The organism is Staphylococcus sp. IVB6181 (assembly GCF_025561445.1).
GTDB classification, from domain to species: Bacteria; Bacillota; Bacilli; order Staphylococcales; family Staphylococcaceae; genus Staphylococcus; species Staphylococcus simulans_B.
The window spans coordinates 615,256-635,727 of the sequence record NZ_CP095096.1; the positions used below are offsets into that span (position 1 = coordinate 615,256).

Genomic DNA, 20,472 nt, shown 5'->3' on the forward strand with positions numbered 1-20,472 from the left:
TATCAGAATTTTGTGTTTGTTATAGGTGCAAATTTGCTATAATTAAAGCTATCAATCTATTTTATTCTTACTTCATAGAATGAATACATAAAGGAGCGTTACAATGGTTAAAATTAAAATGTTTAACGTGGCACCTTACGAAGTGCCGGCAATTGAAAATTGGGCCGCAAAACACGACAACATTGAAGTTGATTATGAGAGCGGATCGATGACAAAAGAAAATATCGCAACAGTGAAAGGGTATGACGGCCTTTCTTTATCTCATAACGGACCTTTTAATTCGGACTTCTATCCGATTTTAGCAAGTTACGGTATCAAACAAATTGCACAGCGCAGTGCAGGGTTCGATATGTATGATTTAGAGGAAGCTGCAAAGCATAATTTGATTATTACGACAGTACCGAGTTATTCGCCAAGTTCGATTGCTGAGTTTGCGGTGACAGGAGCATTGTATTTTGTCAGACAAGTGCCTTTGATTCAACAACGTATGCAGCAGCATAACTTTGTATGGGATCAACCATTAATTTCGCGTCCGGTTAAAGATTTAACGGTCGCGGTAGTAGGTATCGGACGTATCGGCAGTGTTACTGCTCGATTATTCCATGGTTTTGGATGCAAGATTGTCGGTTATGATCCAGTCAAAAATCCTGAACTTGAAAATATTGTAGACTATAAAGACACTTTAGTTGAGGCAATTTCAGAAGCGGATATCGTTTCACTACATGTACCGGGCAATAAAGAGACGTATCATTTGTTTAATGAATCTGTATTCGAACAATTAAAAGATGGTGTCATTTTAGTTAATGCGGCACGCGGTACTGTTGTAGAGACTGAGGCATTGCTTAATGCATTAAACAGCAATAAAGTATCAGGTGCTGTGATTGATACGTATGAAAATGAAGCACATTATTATCGCAGGGACTTTTCTGAACAAACAATCGAAGATGAAAATTTATTGGAATTAATTCGACGCGACGATGTATTAGCTTCTCCGCACATTGCGTTCTTCACACATGAAGCTGTGAAAAATCTTGCGGAAGGCGGATTGAATAGTACGATGGAAGTATTGAATACAGGAGATGCACAGCATAGAGTAAATTAACAAGTACGTGAACCAATTTTCAGAAAGGGGGAACGTTCATTATGAAAGTGTTTATGAAGTTGAGCTGGTTTTTCAAACAAGAGAAATTCAAATACCTTTTCGGTTTGATTGTCCTGCTCGGTATTGCATTGATTTCATTAATTCCGCCTCAAATTATCGGTAAAACGATAGATGCTATCGCATCAGAACGTTTAACCGGGCGCCAGTTATTAATGTATATGCTGCTTTTGGCAGGGGCGGCTGTCATGATTTACATATTGCGTTATACATGGCGTGTGCTGATTTTCGGTACCAGCAACAAACTAGGCAGAATTTTACGCAATCGTCTTTATGAAAAGTATACATCGATGAGTCCGTCATTCTTTCAACGCCGCAGAACAGGCGATTTGATGGCCCATGCGACCAATGATATTAATGCGATACAAGGTGCCGCCGGACCTGGTGTATTAATGATAGGGGACTCAATGATTACAGGAACTTCTATCTTAGTAACCATGGCCATTACAATCAATTGGAAGCTGACTTTGATTGTGATGCTGCCATTGCCTGTACTCGTCATATTATCCAGTTATTACGGCAGATTGATGAGTAAAGGGTTTAAGAAAGCACAAGCAGCATTCAGCCGGCTGAATGATAAGACACAAGAAAGTATCGCTGGTATAAAAGTAACTAAAACAATGGGCTATGAAAAAAGCGACCAAAAAGATTTCAAACGTATCAGCGATGACGTGGTGAAAAAGAACTTAAAGGTAGCTCAAATCGATGCATTATTTGATCCGACGATTATGCTGGTTATCGGTACCAGTTATTTCTTAGCGCTTGTCTTTGGTTCTTTCATGATTTTCAACAACACCATTACATTAGGACAATTAATCACGACAACCACTTATCTAGGTATGCTGGTATGGCCATTGCTGGCATTGGGATTCTTCTTTAATGTCATCCAAAGAGGACATGCTTCTTATGAACGTATCAGCGATATTTTAGATGCAGAAAACGAAATAGATTTGTCTTACAAGATAGAAGGCTATCCTTCTGGAACCATTCGTTACCAAATCGAATCCTTTACTTTCCCAGATGCAGAGCAGCCTGCATTGAAAAATGTCTGCTTTACGATTGAAGAAGGCATGACAGTTGGGATTGTCGGACGCACAAGTTCAGGTAAAAGCACATTGCTGCGCCTGCTGGTAAGAGAGTTTGATACACAAAGACCAGAAGATATCACTTATGGCGAAAGACCTCTAAGGGATTATGAAATCAAGCATTTGCGTGCCATGTTCGGTTATGTACCGCAAGATAACTTTTTATTTTCTACTACGATTCGTGAAAATATTGCTTTTGCACAGCCTGATGTGTCAGACCAGCAAGTGAAACAAGCAGCTGAACTCAGTGATATTCATCAAGATATTATCCATTTCCCTAAAGGGTATGACACGATTGTCGGAGAACGCGGTGTATCTTTATCAGGCGGTCAAAAACAGCGTGTTTCTATTGCGCGTGCGGTAATTAATAATCCACCTGTACTTATCTTTGACGATTCTTTATCAGCAGTAGATGCTGCGACAGAAGAACAAATCTTAAGCAATATGCATCATGACAGACAAGGCAAAACGAATATTATTACTGCACACCGTATGAGTGCAGTCAGTCATGCAGATTTAATCATTGTTATGGAAGACGGTACAGTCGCAGAACAAGGTACACATGAACAACTGATGCACAATCAAGGCTGGTATTATCAAACCTACCAATCGCAGCAATTGCGCGAGCAGCTGACAAAAGATTTAGATCAAGCTGCGCGTGAGGAAGGAGATGATCCTCATGGCGAAACAACATAAAGCACACACTGACCATCAACTTAGCGCTAGCGACCAATGGCGGACGTTAGTTCGTTTAATGCGTTATACGATTCCGTTTAAATGGCTGATTGCGGCCGCGTTTTTAATGCTTGGTATTTCTACTGCCGCAAGTGTTCTAACGCCGTATTTAGTAAAAGTGTTTATCGATGATTATTTAACACCGAGACACTTTCCGCAACATGAAATCACTTGGCTGATTGTGCTGTTTATTGGTGTTGAATTAATCGGTGCCGTCACAACATATATTAATATTTATATGTTCCAAAACTTTGCCTTTAAGATTATTCAGCAACTGCGTATCGACGCATTTGAGAAAATCGGCAAACTGGGAATGAAGTACTTTGATGAAGTACCTAGCGGCAGTATTGTATCACGTTTAACGAACGATACAGAGGCCATTGTTAATATGTTTGTCGGGGTCTTTGCGACATTCTTAACCGCATTGTTTACAGTTATATCAAGCTTTATCATGATGTTTATATTAGATGTACGTTTAGCTTTTATGGCACTATGTTTCATGCCGATTATTATTTTGATTTTAAGCTTGTACCGTAAATATGCTTCATTGCTTTTTGCACAAGCGAGACAGCGGTTGTCTGACTTGAATGCGAAGCTTGCTGAGTCAATCGAAGGCATTCGCATGATTCAAGTATTCAATCAAGAAGCACGGCTTCAAAAGGAATTCTCTGAGATTAATGAATCGTATTATCAATATAATTTGAAGACGATTCGTTTAGACGGTTTATTACTGCGTCCTGCAATAGGGATGCTGAGTATTTTTGCGACTGTGATGATATTAAGTTATTTTGGATTATTAAGTTTCTCATCTACAGTAACTGCAGGGATTGTTTATGCCTTTGTACAGTACATGCAGCGCTTCTTTGAACCGATTAACCAAGTCAGTCAGAATTTAAATATTTTCCAGCAAGCTTTAGTAGCGGCGAATCGTGTCTTTGCATTGTTAGATAATGATACGTTAGAGCCAGAGCAGCTTGAATCCAAAGATAATACGATTACACAAGGCAAAATAGAATTTAAAGATGTAACTTTCAGTTATGATGGCGAACATAATGTACTTAAACACATTTCCTTTACCGCAAATCCAGGAGAAACTGTAGCACTTGTCGGCCATACGGGATCAGGTAAAAGTACGATTATCAATTTGTTCATGCGTTTCTATGAATTTTATCAAGGGGATATTTTAGTAGATGGGCATTCAATTAAGACACTGCCGAAAACGGAACTGAAACATAAAGTTGGGTTGGTATTGCAAGATCCGTTTATCTTTTACGGCACTATTTTATCGAATATCCGTTTATACCATCCGGCGATGACATATGAACAAGCAAAAGCAGCGGCACAGTTTGTGCATGCAGATCGTTTTATTGAACAGTTGCCTGATACTTATGAACATAAAGTGATTGAAAAGGGCAGTGCCTTTTCAAGCGGTGAAAGACAATTAATTGCGTTTGCGAGAACGATGGCGATTGATCCTAAAATTTTAATTTTAGACGAAGCCACTGCGTTTATTGATTCTGAAACAGAAGAACAAATTCAAAATTCATTGAAAGAGATGCGTAAAGGACGTACTACACTTGCGATTGCGCATCGGCTTTCAACGATTCAAGATGCTGATCAAATCTTAGTGTTGAATCGCGGAGAGATTGTTGAACGCGGCAATCATGAATCATTGCTTGCGCAAAAAGGAATCTATTATAATATGTTCTTGCTTCAAAACGGTTGATTGAAAAGGTTATAAAAATCGCAAAGCACCTAGGGTCAGACGACCTTAGGTGCTTCTGCATATATGTATGCTTATTCTTTTCCAGCTAAGAATTGTTTGAACTCAGGGAATTTGTCGATTACACGTCGTGCAAATGAGCAGCTGGCAGTAATTTTAAGATGGTTTTCATTGGCATAGTCTACAACTTGTTCAACCAATTTCGTACCAATACCTTGGCCTCCTAATTCATCACTGACTGCAGTGTGGAAAATATCAATGACATTATCTGTTTCCTCTCTGAATTCGATAATGGCACTTGGTGCACTTTCTTCCCCCATAAAGAATTTATGGTCGCCCTGTTTCATATCTGTCATAGTTAACCCCTCTTTATTTATTTTTAAGTCAAACTCCTACCTAAATGGTACACAATAAGAAGGGGAAGAAACAAGGGTTATTACACAAAATTTATCATTTCTTTAATGAAAACGCTTTCTTAAATACAATTATAATAAACAGTTGATTCCTTTTTAATTAGAATACTTTTTGCTTTTTAGGTTATATGAATCGTGAACGGGCTAGTAGGTTTGTTATAAATTGTAGCGATAAAAATTTCAGAATTCTGGAAATCTAAAAGATTTGTAGAATACCATTGCATTTACCTGTATTTAGGGGTATAGTTTAAACCATAATGATTACGATTTGGAGGGACCTTTTTAAGATGAAAAAAGTAATTTATTCATTACTCGCACTTGTCTTAACTGTAGCTTTAGCAGCTTGCGGCAACTCAGGCAGCGACAGCAAAGATAGCGGCAATAAAGGCAGCAAAGACGCAAAAGTCAGTGAAGACAACAAGTTGAAAGTTAATACTACAGTATTCGCATTCCAAAGTTTTGCGGATCAAATCGGTGGTAAATACGCAGATGTGAAATCAATTTACCCGCCAGGTTCAGACTTACATAGCTTTGAGCCGACACAAAAAGAAGTCATGAACATTTCTAAAGGCGACTTATTCATTTATACAAACAAAGAAATGGACCCAGCAGCAGGTAAAATTGCGAAAACAGTTAAAAACAAAGACAACGTTCTTGAATTAACTAAAGGCTTAGACAAAGGCGCAATTCTTCCAGGCGAAGAACATGAACATGAGCACGAACACGGTGAACACGAAGAACATGGCGATCATGAACACGGTGATCATGAACATGGTGATCATGAACATGGCGACCATGAAGAACACGGTGATCATGAAGAACATGGTGAGCATCACGAACATGGTGAACACGAAGAACACGGCGAACACCATCATCACCACGGCAAATATGACCCTCATATTTGGTTAGATCCAGTAGCAGACAAAACATTTGCGAAAGAAATCAAAGGCGCATTTGTTAAAAAAGACCCTGATCATAAAGATTACTACGAGAAAAACTATAAAAAATTAGTTGGCGACATCGATGATGTAGATAAAGAATTACAAGACGTTTCTAAAAACAAAAAACGCGACAAAGTTATTATCTCTCATGATTCATTAGCTTACTTAGCGAAACGTTATGACTTCGAACAAGAAGGTATTAACGGAATGAACAACGATGAACCATCTCAAAAAGAATTAATGGCACTAGTTTCTGACATCAAGAAAGAAAAACAACCATATGTATTATATGAACAAAACATCACATCTAAAGTGACTGACATCATCAGAAAAGAAACAGATACTAAACCATTACCATTCCACAACTTATCTGTATTAACTAAAGATGAAGCGAAAGACAAAGATATTACTTATCAATCATTGATGAAGAAAAATATCGAGTCTCTTAAAAAAGCTTTAGACAGCTAATCGATAACGTTTAATCTACGCATTTCCGGTTAAATCGGAAGTGCGTATTTTTTTAAACAAAAGAGTGGTATAAAAATTATACTTATGCTATAATAGCATTAACAAAGTAAGTATAATAATTATACTGAACAGAGGAGGTTTTTCGTTTATGGAAAATATTAAACGTATTCATCACATTTCCGCAATTGTAGGGGATGCACAAGAAAATTTAGATTTTTACCGCGATGTATTAGGATTGCAATTGATTAAACAAACAGTAAACTTTGATGACCCGGGTGTTTATCACCTTTACTTCTCAAGACAAGACGAAGATAAACGTATGGTTATGACATTCTTCAACTGGCCTAATCAGCACAGAGGCCGTGTCGGCAGCGGACAAGTCGGCCGTATCGCATTCAGAATTCCAAAAGGTTCAATGGATGCTTGGGAAAAACATTTGAATGATAAAGGAATCGAAACTAAAATTTCAGGTCTCTTTGACGACGCGACATTAGAATTTAAAGATGTGCACGGTTTAGCACTTGCGTTAGTAGAAGGCGAAGAAGTTGAAGACAATGCAATTTTAGGCTTCCATGGTACAGAATTATTATCTTCTGATCCGCAAGGTACACGCAGTACTTTAATCGATGATATGGGCTTGAATGTAGTTAGTGAAAATCCTTCTAAAATCCATTTGGAAACAACAGGCGAAGAAAAACATCAAATCATCATGGCGGCACAACCATTACCTAAAGGCTTATTCGGTGTCGGTACAGTCCACCATGTGGCATGGTCTATTCCAACAGAGGAAGAACATTTAGATTGGCAAAAACACATGGAAGACAACGGTTATTTCGTAACCGAAGTTAAAGACCGTCATTATTTCAAAGCAATTTACTTTAAGGAAAAAGGCGATATTGTCTTTGAAATGGCTACAGACGGACCTGGCTTTGCGGTAGATGAACCATTTGAATCAATGGGTGAACACCTTCAAATTCCGCCGCAATACGAAGATCGCCGCGAAGAATTAACACAAAACCTTAAACCGTTAGAACTATAAATCACAAGTGTGTGCAATGTCCTTAGGGCATTGTGCACTTTTTTTAATGATTGAATATACCTATAAGGGGTATATTGATAATGTAACTAGAAAGGAGTGACGTCAATGGCTCAACATTCACCACACCATGAACATAAAATGCCGCATGATGCACATCAACAACATGATCACCATCATCATGACAGCGGCGGTATGCATCACATGCATCATCATGGTGACTTTAAAAAGAAATTTTTTGTGTCATTGATTATGGCGATACCGATTATTTTATTATCGCCGATGATGGGAATTAAGCTTCCGTTTCAATTTACATTTCCATATTCTGAATGGCTGGTACTTATATTAGCGACTGCTTTGTTTATCTATGGCGGCCAGCCTTTCTTAAGCGGTGCGAAAGACGAATTGAAACAAAAGAAAACTGGAATGATGACGCTCATAGCATTAGGGATTTCGGTTGCTTATTTTTATAGTCTTTACGCATTTGCGATGAATCATATCGTGCATGCTGAAGCACATGTTATGGATTTCTTCTGGGAGCTTGCGACACTGATTGTGATTATGCTTTTAGGGCATTGGGTTGAAATGAAAGCAGTCGGCAATGCCGGCAACGCATTAGAAAAAATGGCATCCCTATTGCCGAGCACAGCGATTGTGATAGATGCACAAGGCGAACGTAAAGAAGTACCTGTGCAGGATTTGAAAACTGGTGATGTCATTGAAGTACAAGCAGGTTCAAACATACCTGCAGACGGTATTATCAAAAAAGGCAAAACAAGCGTTGATGAATCGCTGGTTACAGGTGAAGCGAAACAAGTCGAAAAAGGGCCAGATGATAAAGTTATCGGCGGCGCAATGAATGGTTCAGGTACGATAGAAGCAGAAGTCACTGCTGTTGGAGAATCAAGTTATATTAACCAAGTGATGACACTGATCAGCGATGCTCAAAAAGACCAATCTAAAGCAGAATTGCTTTCGGACAAAGTCGCAGGTTATTTATTCTACTTTGCGGTAATTGTCGGATTTATCGCATTTGTGGTTTGGCTGATGCTTACACACAGTGTGGACTTTGCATTAGAACGTCTTGTCACTGTATTGATAATTGCTTGCCCGCATGCGTTAGGATTAGCTATCCCACTCGTTGTGGCACGTTCAACATCTTTAGGCGCAAGCCATGGTGTCATGATTAAACATCGTGAAGCGGTAGAGAAAGTGAAACATCTGGATGTTGTCATGATGGATAAAACAGGCACATTAACTGAAGGCAACTTTGCGGTCAATCACTATCAAAGCTTAGATGAAAGTTACTCAGATGAACAAGTTTTAGCTTATTTTGCGGCGATTGAACAATCTTCTAATCATCCGCTTGCTGAAGGGATATTGAATAAAGCAGCTGATTTAGACTTGGACATACCTGAAGCTGAAAATGTGCATAACTTGCCGGGTGTCGGCTTGGAAGGTGAAATGAATCATCACCACCTTAAAGTCGTCAGTGTATCTTATTTGCAGTCTCATCAATTGGAGTATGACCAAGAAGTTTTCGATCGATTGGCAAGAGAAGGTCAATCTGTCAGCTATTTAATCATTGATGACAAAGTGACAGGTATTGTCGCACAAGGCGATCAAATCAAAGCAAGTTCTAAAGATATGGTGAAAGCCTTGCATGATGCTGGTGTCAAAGTCGTTATGCTGACGGGGGATAACGAACAAGCAGCACAAACTGTCGCACAACAAATCGGTATTGATGAGGTGTATGCTCAGTTAATGCCGGAGGATAAAGAATCCATTATTAAACGTTATCAAGAAGACAATCAAATGGTCATGATGGTCGGCGACGGTATTAATGATGCGCCGAGTCTGGTTCGTGCAGATATTGGTGTAGCCATTGGCGCAGGTACAGATGTCGCAATTGATTCTGCGGATATTATTTTAGTGAAAAGCAATCCGATGGATATGCTGTATTTCATTCAATTATCGAAAGCAACTATGCGTAAAATGGCCCAAAACTTATGGTGGGGTGCTGGTTATAATATTATTGCAGTACCGCTTGCCGCAGGTATTTTAGCTTTTATGGGTATCATGCTTTCACCTGCAGTCGGTGCTGTATTAATGTCATTAAGTACGGTTTTTGTCGCAGTGAATGCGATGATGTTAAAAGTTAAAAAAGAATAATGCGTCATGTTGATACTATCAATTGCATCGTTTCTTAAGGAAACGGTGCTTTTTTAATGAAAAAGTGTTCGAAAACAACCAAAAAATACATAACTGGAAACATTTGGATAACAAAAAGAACGATTTGGATATTCTTTTGTATCAGATAAAATGATAACGTTTACATGTATAGTAAAAGTTTAACGATATCGAGAAAACAGCTTAAGAAATAACAGTCTTTAGATAGAGGTGAAAAGGTTGGAAAGAAAATTAACTAAGTTTGAAAAGTATGCATTTGGTTTTGGTACAGTCGGAAAAGACGCAATCTTCAATATTGTCAGCCTGTTCTTGATGTTTTACATCACAGATATTGTCGGATTGTCTCCAGCGTTTGTCGGCGTATTATTCTTCGCTGCACGTATTTGGGATGCAATTAACGACCCGATCATGGGAATGGTAGTTGATAATACACACAACCGTTTCGGTAAGTTCAAAACATGGCTGGTTATCGGAACATTAATTAACGCAGTAATCACAGTGTTGTTATTTACGAACTTCAATTTTCCTGGCAACGGGATGTATATCTATATTTCAATCATTTATATTTTATGGGGTATGACCTATACAATCATGGATATTCCATATTGGTCATGGCTGCCGAACTTGACGAACAACCCGCGTGAACGTGAAGAAGTCGCAGTTGTACCGCGTTTCTTCGCAAGCTTTGCGGCATTTGTAATCGGAAGCTTCGGATTAATGTTTATCCATAAACTTGATGGCTGGTTAGGCGAACCTTTCAAAGGTGCAGGTATTTTCGCACTGGCGATTATTTGCAGTATTACGTTCTTGATCACTATCGGAATTACAGTCTTCTGCGTACATGAAGATACAGAAATCGAAAGACAGAACGCAATCAAAATCCGTTTTAAAGACATTTGGCGTATTTTATTCAAAAATAAAGAGCTGCTTGCGATTATCGGCGTGATTTTAGCATTCAACTTATGCGGTCAAATGATTAACGGTATTATCTTGTATTACTTTAAATATGTAGCGGGTGTAGAAAGTTTATTCTCAGTTTTCAACACAATGATTTTAATGGAAATGGGTTCATTGCTCATCTTCCCATACCTTGTTAAGAAATTCGGACGCAGTGCAGTCTTCAACTATGCGGTATTCGGAATCATCATCGGCCTTGTAGTAATTTTAGCAGCTGGATTCATCGCACCGCATGCGGCGATTTGGGTCATTATCGGAGGTGCTTGTATCCGCTTTGGTACAGGTACACTAGTTGGTATCAATACAGTTGCACTTGCGGACGTTATTGATTACAGTGAAGTAAAATTCGGTCAGCGTAACGAGAGTGTCATCACATCTACACAAACATTCTTAGTGAAATTAGCACAAGCTTTTGCAGGTTTAAGTGTGGGTGTCGGACTTTCAATGATCGGTTATGTACCAAACGTAGAACAAACAACAGATACGATTTGGGGTATCAGAATCGGAATGATCGGTGTACCTATCTTCTTTATCATTATTTGCAGTATTCTCTATCATAAAGCCTTCAACTTAAAAGGCGACTTCTTGAAAGACATTGAACAAACGTTAGAATACAAACGTAAAAGAGAGGGACGCGAACCGATTCATCGCGAATTATAAAAAGCCATAAACAAAAGCAGTGCGCATGGATTAATACATTAATCAGGTCACTGCTTTTGCATGGTTTTATGAATTTTTATGATTTAATTTCTCTGCACGGTAGGCAGAAGGAGAGAGATTGAAATGCGCAGTAAATGCTTTGGTGAATGGGACAGATTGTGCATAATCCAATTCCGAAGCGATTTCATAAATCGGCTTGTTGGTAAAGGTCAGCTCATGTGTAGCATAGCCCATTCGCAATTCTTTAAGATATTTACTTGGCGAAACGCCGAAGTGTTTAGTAAAGAGTTTGAATAATTTGCTGCGGCTGACATTAGCGAGTTTCGCTGCTTGATCTACAGTCGTCCGCTGACTTTTGAAGTTATTGTTGAAATATTCTAATGCGACTTTTAAATCTTGCGATGCGAGTTGTTCAGGTACTTCTATTGCTTTAGGATAACGCTGCGTAAGCAAGTACAACAGCTCTAGCAAGTGCTGGTTAAGCAGGATATCATGAGATTCTTCTGTGATAATGCTGTTAGCGAGGACACAGATTCTGAAAATGAGCTTAAACAAGTCAGATGTGTCATGATTTTGATCGACATAATCATCTGCTAAAGTAGAACGGTTCAGGTAATTGAGCGCATGCGATCCGCTGAAACCGACCCACATATAATGCCATGGGATTTTGCCGGAAGAATAATATTTTACTTCCATGCCTTTTAGGAGTAAGAAGATATCTCCTTCTTTTAAATAATAAGTTGAACCATCAACGATGAACGTACCTCTGCCTTGAGTGACAATATGGAGTACAGCTGGTTTGGTGACGGTGTACTCAAAGCCGTTGCCTGCATATAATTTTTCCATGCCGCATTCATCGACTTGAGCTTCATAACTCAGTTTTTTAAATTTCGCCCAGAAGACTTGCACATATTTCAACTCTCTTTCTTATATGATAAAGCCATTATACCATTTGCATTTGAGAAAAATATGGAATTTTAGAAATATTTTAGGAGGGTCTCAATTGACTTTAGATTTACACTATAACTTAGATAAATTACATGTGAATACATTGCCATATGCAGCATACTTTATACCAAAACAAAATAATCCATCCGCTGATAATACAACTGAAAACAAAGTTGTGACAAATTTAACAGGAGATTGGAATTTCGGATTCTTCGAAAGTATTGAAGACTTTGAATCCAGCCGAACAAAAGCTGCACAAACATTGCCGGTGCCATCTGTTTGGAACTTGCATGGCTTCGATCAAACACAATATGTAAACATAAAATACCCGATTCCGTTTGATCCGCCATATGTACCAAAGGAGAATCCTTGCGGCTATTATGAACGTACTTTCAATATTGATTCAGTCTATGACAAAGACAATCAATTTGTCCTAAACTTTGAAGGGGTAAGCAGTGCATATTATGTTTGGATTAATGGCAAGTTTGTCGGTTACAGCCAAGTTTCACACAGTGCTTCTCGCTTTGATGTGACTGAATTTGTCAAAGGAGGCAAGAATAACATCGAAGTCTTAGTTGTGAAATATTCAGATGGTACGTATTTTGAAGACCAAGATATGTTCCGCCATTCAGGTATTTTCAGAGATGTTTATATTGTAGAACGTCCCAATGATCGTATTGAAGACTTTGTGATTCAAACGAAAATAAAAACAAGAAAACAAACGGGACAAGTGCATTTAAATGTGACAGATACACACGGCAAGCCGAACTACACAGCATCGCTGTATGATGCTGAAGGTGCATTAGTAGCTGAAGATGTCAAAAGCAATCGAAAAGGCGACATCGTTATCAATGTAGAGCATGCACAGTATTGGAGTGCAGAAACACCTTATCTTTATCAGCTTGTTATCAAAACAGAGGATGAAATCATTACACAACAAGTCGGATTGAGAGAAGTTGAAATTAAGAAGCAGCAGCTGTGGATTAACGGCAAATCTGTTAAATTACGCGGTTCCAACTATCATGACAGCAACCCTCAAACAGGTTATGTATTAACAGAAGCACAAATGCATGAAGATTTAACATTAATGAAACATGCGAACTTCAACGCGATTCGTACAGCACATTATCCTAAAGCACCGCGCTTCTATGAACTCGCAGATGAATACGGCTTCTATGTGATGAGTGAAGCGGACTTAGAAACACATGGTGTTGTTTTATTCTACGGTGATGAAAATACGAAAGACTTTAATATTATCGCAGATGACCCGCAATATGAAGCACCGATTTTAGACCGAATCGAAGCATCTATTGTGCAATTGCGCAACTTCTCATCTGTCATTATGTGGTCTTTAGGCAATGAATCAGGTTATGGTGTGAATATCGAAAAAGCAGCAAAATCAGCTAAAGATTTAGATGCGACACGTCCGATTCATTATGAGAGTGCCTTTTATGCTGAAGGCGGGGAAGACTTCTCTAAATTAGATATGATCAGCCGTATGTATCCGTCTCCAGAAGAAATCAAAGAACGTTATTTAGAGAATAAGAAAGTGAAACAGCCATTCATCTTATGTGAATATGCGCATGCAATGGGGAACTCTCCAGGCGGATTAGCAGAGTATCATCAATTGTTAGAAGACTATCCAAGCTTTATCGGTGCCTTTGTTTGGGAATGGTGCGATCATGCGATTGATATCGGCGAAACAGATGCAAATGCACCGGTTTATCGTTACGGCGGCGACTTCGGCGAAGTACTGCATGACGGCAACTTCTGTGTGGACGGTATTGTAAGTCCTGACAGAACACCGCATGAAGGTTATTATGAATTCCAGCAAGTGAATCGTCCGGTGATTTTAACGAAACACCGCAACCATCAACTGACATTCTATAATCGCTTAGATTTCATCAATGCTGAAGAAGTTGTTGCATTAGGCTTTACTTTCACAACGACAACAGGCGAAATCTATGAAGAACAAGTAGTGTTAGAAGATTTCAAACCAGATACAGAAACAACAATTGATTTGACACAAATTGCAGATGCAGAAGTATTAAATCAATTAAGCGATGTATTAGTAGAGTATGTACGTACAGCAGATCAAACTGTAGTCGGTCATGACCAAGTGGTTGCAGAGCGTTTGCAATTTGTACCGGGCGGATTTGACGCAGCTTCTGATTTGAAAGTCAATGTGGATGACACAGCACACACAATTGAAGTCATCGGCGACCAAACACAGTTTGTATTTGATACAACAACAGCTGCACTGACATTCGCTAAAGCAGATGACAGTATTCTGCTTCATGAACCTACCGCTGTCAGTATTTGGCGTGCACCTACAGACAATGATATTTATGTACGTCCGGATTGGGAAGAAATGGGTTACCAGCATGCTTATACACGTGTATATGATTATAATATTGTGAAGAGCGAAAAAGCTGTAAGTATCCGATTTGATATTAGTATCGTGAATCACCGTGTACCGAAAATTTTAGAAGGTACTTTGACATGGCAAGTACAAAATGATGGCAACATTGATGCAGCACTGCGCTTGGATAAAGATCCGCGTATGCCGTTCTTGCCGCGTATCGGTTTAGAATTCAAACTTGCAAAAGATTTCGAGCGTTTAGCTTATTACGGACAAGGACCTTTCAGCAGCTACAGCGATAAACAACTGGCAAGCCACTTAGGTTACTTCGTATCAAGTGTGAAAGAGAACTTCTGGCCGCATATTCGTCCGCAAGAAGACGGCAGCCATTATAATACAACGTTTGTTAAAGTTGAAAACAACGTGTCGCAACTGACATTCAATGCAGCAACTCCGTTCAGCTTCAACGCAAAACCATATTCAGATCAACAGCTGACTGAGGTAGAACATGCTGATCAATTAGTATCAGAAGGTTATACGTTTATCAATATCGATGCAGCACAAAGCGGTATCGGCACAAACAGCTGCGGACCTGAATTGCCAGAACGCTACCGTTTGAATGCAGACCATTACGACCTTGAATTTACAATCAGTTTCAACTAAAAGCTGTAAAAGCTTATCAAAATAATAAAGCATCAGAAGGCGATAACAATGCCTTCTGATGCTTTTTCATTTTCTAATCATTATTCTGTATAACGGTGGTACATCAATTCTTTTAAGTTGCTGATTTCTTCTTTGATCAATTGACCTGTATTTGTGTCACGGATGCGTTTACGCTGTAATTCTTTGTCCACTAAACGTTTTGTGGAAAGCTCATCTGCACCATAGCGCAATACATTTTCTTTCGTATTGAAATGCTGATGTGCAACCAGCTGCATGCCATACGAATTGTACAATAATGTATAACCAGCAATACCTGTTGTTGATTGGTATACCTTAGAGAAGCCGCCGTCAATGACAATCATTTTGCCGTCAGCTTTAATCGGATCTTCGCCGTCGATTTCTTTGACTGGTGTGTGGCCGTTAATGATATGGCCTTGTTCAGGGTCTAAGTCGAAGTCTTTAAGCAATTTGCCGACAACTTCTGGGTCTTCTCGTAATGAATAGTATGGGTTTTTCTCTTCTTTATGTGTTGCTTTATCTTTAATAAAGTAACGTTCGAATGTAGTCATTGCACGTTTGCCGAAGAGGGATGAATATTTCCCAGTCCATAAATACCAAACTAAGTCAGTAGCTAAGTCATCTGTTACGTCTTTGTTTCTGAATGCTTTACGCATATATGCTTCAAATTGGTCTAACAGTTGACGTCCTGAATAAAATTCACCGTTGATTTCCATACCTTCCATTTTACCGTTCTCATCAATCGGAATGCAGCCGTGGATTAATAAGTTGCCGTTGTATGGCAGGTATAAGGAACCTTTATCCATTAAGAAAGTCATATGGCGTTTTAATTTCTCAGATTCTTGTACAGAGATTAATAATTTATCAATGACTTCTTGTTCTTCTGGCAATAATTGTGCTGGGTCTTTCGGATCTACTGTCACGAAACATGTATCTGTCAGTTCATGTGTTTGGCCATGTAATGTGTAAGTCAAATTATCATAGTCGACATGTTCTAATACCAGACGTTCTTCCATTTCAAATGATGGACGGCGTTTGATAATCGGCATTTCTAATTTAAATTGAATCATCGCAATCGCTTGATGGATTTTCGTGATTTGAAGCTGCTCTTGTTCTGATAAGTTAGAATCAGAACGTAATTTAGGGCGAAAGGCAGGGTTGTCGCCGTAATATTTCTCAGCTAAGTTTAATAGCGGTCTTAAGTTGATACCATAGGCATCTTCCACAATATTCAAGTTGTCGTAACGTGCACAAATACGCAAGATGTTTGCTAAACATACGCGTGAACCTGCATAAGCACCGATCCAAATCGCATCATGGTTGCCCCATTGAATATCTACAGAGTGATAGTTGATCAATGTTTCTACGATTTTCTCTGGTTCAGGACCACGGTCGTAAATATCTCCGACAACGTGCAGATGGTCTACAACTAAACGTTGAATTGTATATGAAAGACCGATAATTAAATCATCAGCTTGTTGTGTTTCGATGATTTGATTCATCAATGTATTGTAATAAGGTGTTTTGTTTTCAAGTTCATTGGTTTTATAAAGTAATTCTTCAATGATATACACAAACTTTTTAGGCAAGGCTTTGCGCAGTTTAGAGCGTGTATATTTAGAAGCGGAATATTGAACCATTTGAATCATTTGGTCAATACGTTTTTCATACCAACGATTTAAAGGTTCTTTGGTATCGAAGCTGCTTTTCACCATTTTCAGTTTTTCTTCAGGGTAGTAAATCAAAGCAGTAAAGTCGCTGATTTCTTGATTAGACAATTTGTCTTTGAAGATATCATTTACTTTGGTGCGGACATTTCCAGAACCATTGCGCAATACATGCTGGAATGAATCGAATTCGCCATGCAAGTCGCTGACAAAGTGTTCTGTGCCTTTTGGTAATTCTAAGATAGATTCAAGGCTGATAATCTCAGATGCAAGTTGTTCTTCGTGATTGAATTTCTCCGCAAGCAAGTCAAAATATTTATGTTTTAGTTCACGTTCGTTGGTAATCATTTTTTCCTCCTGGACTCAATAATAATAGCGCTTACATTTGATTATTGTACTTTTTTTAAAATTTTTCAATGGTCGCGACTGAAAAGATGAAAAAAAGATAGAATCCATGAAGAAAATATGGCTATTGTAAAGCAATTTTCAAAATCAGTTTAAAAAAACAAGGAGGCTTTAATCAATTATGTTAAGATAAAAAATGAATAAAGTATACATAGGAGGTACTATGACAACATTACTCTCAGTTCAGAATTTGACAAAACAATTTACCGACAGCCGTTTCTTTATCAACGATGTTTCATTTGAAGTGAATGCAGGGGAAATCGTTGCGCTGATTGGTAAAAATGGTTCAGGCAAATCTACATTAATTCGTATGATTACAGGCAGTTATACTGTCGACAGCGGTCAGATCAATTTCTTCGGCAAACAAGTGACACCCAAAGATACAGTTTATAAAAATGACATAGGCGTTGTCTTTGATGCGATGAACTTTCCGAAGAAGATGACTATTTTAAAATTGGAGAAAGTATTTCAAGCACTGTATCAAAACTGGGACAGCAATTACTTCTTCAATTTGATTAAACAATTTGAATTGCCGGCAGGACAACTGGTTAAAGATTTTTCAAGAGGTATGTCGATGAAGCTGATTATGGCAGCTGCTTTGTCGCATGAGACGAAGTTGTTAATCCTTGATGAAGCGACAGCGGGATTAGATGCGGCTAGTCGAGATGAGATTCAAGAGGAAATCGAAAAGTTCGTTCATCAGCAACAGCACGGTGTGCTTTTGACATCGCATATTGCGGAAGACATCGAACGATTAGCGACACATTTGATTTTTATCAAAAACGGGGAAATCTTTGCGAAAATAGAGAAGAAAGACTTATTTGAACATTATAGTATTGTAAAATGTGAACAAGCTGAATTTGATAAGTTAGAATATGATGATGTTTTAGCCGCAAAAGAACATTTAGGGGAAATAGAAGCGGTTGTCATCCATAATGCACGGACAGCACAATTGCCTCTCCAACCGATTCAGCACATTGATGAGGTCAACAAAATTATTTTGAGAGGTGAGTACCGATGAAGGGCATGATTTATAGTCAATATTATGTTACAAAAAATATGCTGATTTTATATCTGATTTTTGCTTTATTGGCAGGTATCTTTTTTACTGTTTTGGGGAATGAAGATTCCGCTAACTTTGTGGCAATCATTATTATCGCTTTTACGGTAACTGCACCGACAGATAATTTGAAAAATGAAGCCGCAGCAAATTGGTATAAGTACGCCATTACCATGCCAGTAACTCGCAAACAAATTGTACTAGGGCATTATGCGTATTACTTCATTACAGTAGGTCTCGGTTTAGTAGTCGCATTAGTCATCTTTGCGGTACGTTTAATGATAGGCATGAATAATCTGACACAAGTTATTGCAGCACTTTTTATAGGTATATCCATCAGCTTTTTGCTTTCGCTGTTATACCCGTTTACTTATGCGGTAGGATCAGATAAGTCCAATCTGATTCAGATGGTCATTACTGTACTTCTCGTTGTGATTTATATTGCCTTTAATGTCGTTACATTATTAATCGGCGGTATGATTTATGGAACTGGAGAAGCAGCTATGCATCATGCGGTATTTGAAATCAGCCGAACTTTCTTATTCTTAATCTTTTCTTTCCTTATTGCACTCGGAGGCTATCTGTTTGCGGTGCATAAATTCAATAAACAAAACTTTTAAGCAAAATAAAGGAGCACGTTGACTGAGTTATCAGTTGGCGTGCTTTTTAAAATAGCTTCAATTATTAAATTAAGTGCAACACCTTATCATTGAAAAGTTCATATTGACAAAATTCATTTGTTCGGTAAAATAAATTTTAACGAAGTTTAACAACATGAGGTGACATCTATGAATAAGAATGGCATATATTTAGCAACAGGAAGAATATTCTCTTCAATAGGAGATAGTATCTATAGTTTAACGATAGTGTGGTATATCTATCATTTGACTCATAATACGATATATACTGGCATAGCATTTTTATTAATGTACACTGCTCAGGCACTGCATTTTTTATTTGGACCTATAATTAAGAGGTTACATAAAAAGAATTTATTGGTTTATACACAATTACTTCAGTTTGTACTAATGTGTATCATTCCTATCGCGATTATTTTAAAATTTGAGAGTCTATTTTTAATATTGGGTGTTATATTTTTAGTGTCGATTTTAGAGAATATCGAAGGTACAACTGAAATGAGTATTGTACCGAGTCTTATTGGTAAACAATATGTAGCAAAATATAATGCAATGATTAATAGTGCCCAACAAGTAGTTAATGTTATGATGACGTGTACCTTTTCGCTTATTATTGTCTATGTTTCGGTAGAAAATATTTATTTGTTTAATGCGTTTACATTTTTACTTGCGTTTATATTATTTATGAAACTGAATTATGATCATAGTCTACAAGTGATTAATGAAGAACCTGCCGGCTATTTAATTGGTTTGAGGGAAGGATTTAGATATTTCAAAACCTCTGTTTTTATTTGGATAACCTTACCATTAGCACTGGTAAATGGAGTATTAAGCGGAGTGAATGCAATTATACCTAAATACGCTGAAGAATTATGCAATCCGAATAGCTATGGATGGTTGATATTTTCGATTTCATGCGGTTTGTTGATAGGTAGTATAGTTAGTCAATATTTTGCAAAATGTAAACTGGGGAAATTAGTTTCCATAGCTTCATTCGTTATTTTCTGTTTACTATCTTTAGCATATTTTGTAAATCATATTGTAATATCAATTATTATTTTAGGACTTTCCTTAATACCTTTAGGGGTTATTAACATGATGCTTTTAACTTTTACACAAACCAATGCAGATGAAAAGTATTTATCAAGAGTAATGTCTATTTCAGAAAGTTTGTTATTTGTTATGATGCCTTTTGGAGCAATTTTAGGAGGAGTGGCCGCGCAATTATGGCATGCCTCGATAGTAATAATAGTGGCAGCTTTTACTTTCTTATGTATTAGTCTATTATTTATGTTGAAGCGGAGATTAAACGACTTGCCGCCAATTGTAAAAAAGGAATGAAAA

General features: G+C 38.0%; 14 protein-coding genes. 11 read left to right on the plus strand and 3 right to left on the minus strand.

The features are described 5' to 3' along the window. Positions 1-103: 103 nt before the first annotated feature. Genes MUA90_RS02650 through MUA90_RS02660 form a run of 3 tightly spaced genes read left to right on the plus strand, consistent with a single transcriptional unit; the run spans position 104 to position 4,705 of the window. Positions 104-1,102: a D-2-hydroxyacid dehydrogenase gene (locus MUA90_RS02650; RefSeq protein WP_262588167.1), complete on the plus strand. Its 999-nt coding sequence runs from the start codon at positions 104-106 to the stop codon at positions 1,100-1,102. 41 nt (positions 1,103-1,143) lie between these two features. Beyond that, entirely contained in the window at positions 1,144-2,940 is a 1,797-nt protein-coding gene (locus MUA90_RS02655; RefSeq protein WP_262588169.1) for an ABC transporter ATP-binding protein, read from the plus strand. Continuing rightward, positions 2,924-4,705, plus strand: coding sequence for an ABC transporter ATP-binding protein (locus MUA90_RS02660; RefSeq protein ID WP_262588171.1), 1,782 nt, complete (start codon positions 2,924-2,926; stop codon positions 4,703-4,705). Before MUA90_RS02655 ends, MUA90_RS02660 begins: the two co-directional genes overlap by 17 nt. Positions 4,706-4,776: 71 nt before the next feature. Here the strand turns inward: MUA90_RS02660 and MUA90_RS02665 are convergent, their stop codons facing one another. Further along, positions 4,777-5,058, minus strand: a complete 282-nt coding sequence (locus MUA90_RS02665) for a GNAT family N-acetyltransferase (RefSeq protein WP_114602674.1) — start codon at positions 5,056-5,058, stop codon at positions 4,777-4,779. A gap of 344 nt (positions 5,059-5,402) precedes the next feature. On the opposite strand from MUA90_RS02665, the gene MUA90_RS02670 reads away from it, so the two are divergent. The 4 genes from MUA90_RS02670 to melB all read left to right on the plus strand — a co-directional run bounded on the left by MUA90_RS02670 (position 5,403) and on the right by melB (position 11,367). Further along, positions 5,403-6,524: a metal ABC transporter solute-binding protein, Zn/Mn family gene (locus tag MUA90_RS02670; RefSeq protein ID WP_262588175.1), complete on the plus strand. Its 1,122-nt coding sequence runs from the start codon at positions 5,403-5,405 to the stop codon at positions 6,522-6,524. A 148-nt stretch (positions 6,525-6,672) separates the two neighbouring features. Next, positions 6,673-7,563, plus strand: a complete 891-nt coding sequence (locus tag MUA90_RS02675) for a VOC family protein (RefSeq protein ID WP_262588177.1) — start codon at positions 6,673-6,675, stop codon at positions 7,561-7,563. A gap of 105 nt (positions 7,564-7,668) precedes the next feature. Further along, on the plus strand, positions 7,669-9,732 hold the full coding sequence (locus tag MUA90_RS02680) for a heavy metal translocating P-type ATPase (protein WP_262588179.1): 2,064 nt from the start codon (positions 7,669-7,671) through the stop codon (positions 9,730-9,732). A 237-nt stretch (positions 9,733-9,969) separates the two neighbouring features. Beyond that, complete coding sequence (gene melB / locus MUA90_RS02685) at positions 9,970-11,367, plus strand: melibiose:sodium transporter MelB (protein ID WP_114602677.1); 1,398 nt, start codon at positions 9,970-9,972, stop codon at positions 11,365-11,367. Positions 11,368-11,433: 66 nt separating this feature from the next. Here melB and MUA90_RS02690 read toward each other — a convergent pair whose 3' ends face one another. Continuing rightward, positions 11,434-12,276: an AraC family transcriptional regulator gene (locus MUA90_RS02690; protein ID WP_262588182.1), complete on the minus strand. Its 843-nt coding sequence runs from the start codon at positions 12,274-12,276 to the stop codon at positions 11,434-11,436. 94 nt (positions 12,277-12,370) lie between these two features. Between MUA90_RS02690 and MUA90_RS02695 the strand changes: the two genes are divergently transcribed. Then, positions 12,371-15,340 (plus strand): glycoside hydrolase family 2 TIM barrel-domain containing protein, encoded by a 2,970-nt coding sequence (locus MUA90_RS02695; protein ID WP_262588184.1) that lies wholly within the window; start codon positions 12,371-12,373, stop codon positions 15,338-15,340. A gap of 80 nt (positions 15,341-15,420) precedes the next feature. Here the strand turns inward: MUA90_RS02695 and MUA90_RS02700 are convergent, their stop codons facing one another. Further along, on the minus strand, positions 15,421-17,373 hold the full coding sequence (locus MUA90_RS02700; protein ID WP_398577367.1) for a fructose-1,6-bisphosphatase: 1,953 nt from the start codon (positions 17,371-17,373) through the stop codon (positions 15,421-15,423). 220 nt (positions 17,374-17,593) lie between these two features. Between MUA90_RS02700 and MUA90_RS02705 the strand changes: the two genes are divergently transcribed. The 3 genes from MUA90_RS02705 (at position 17,594) to MUA90_RS02715 (ending at position 20,469) form a co-directional block, all read left to right on the plus strand. Beyond that, the gene (locus MUA90_RS02705; RefSeq protein ID WP_262588186.1) at positions 17,594-18,451 is read left to right on the plus strand and encodes an ABC transporter ATP-binding protein; all 858 of its coding nucleotides are present in this window, start codon (positions 17,594-17,596) and stop codon (positions 18,449-18,451) included. Beyond that, entirely contained in the window at positions 18,448-19,110 is a 663-nt protein-coding gene (locus MUA90_RS02710; protein WP_262588188.1) for an ABC-2 transporter permease, read from the plus strand. The genes MUA90_RS02705 and MUA90_RS02710 overlap by 4 nt, the downstream gene beginning before the upstream one ends. A 168-nt stretch (positions 19,111-19,278) precedes the next feature. Further along, entirely contained in the window at positions 19,279-20,469 is a 1,191-nt protein-coding gene (locus tag MUA90_RS02715; RefSeq protein ID WP_262588190.1) for an MFS transporter, read from the plus strand. Positions 20,470-20,472: the final 3 nt, after the last annotated feature.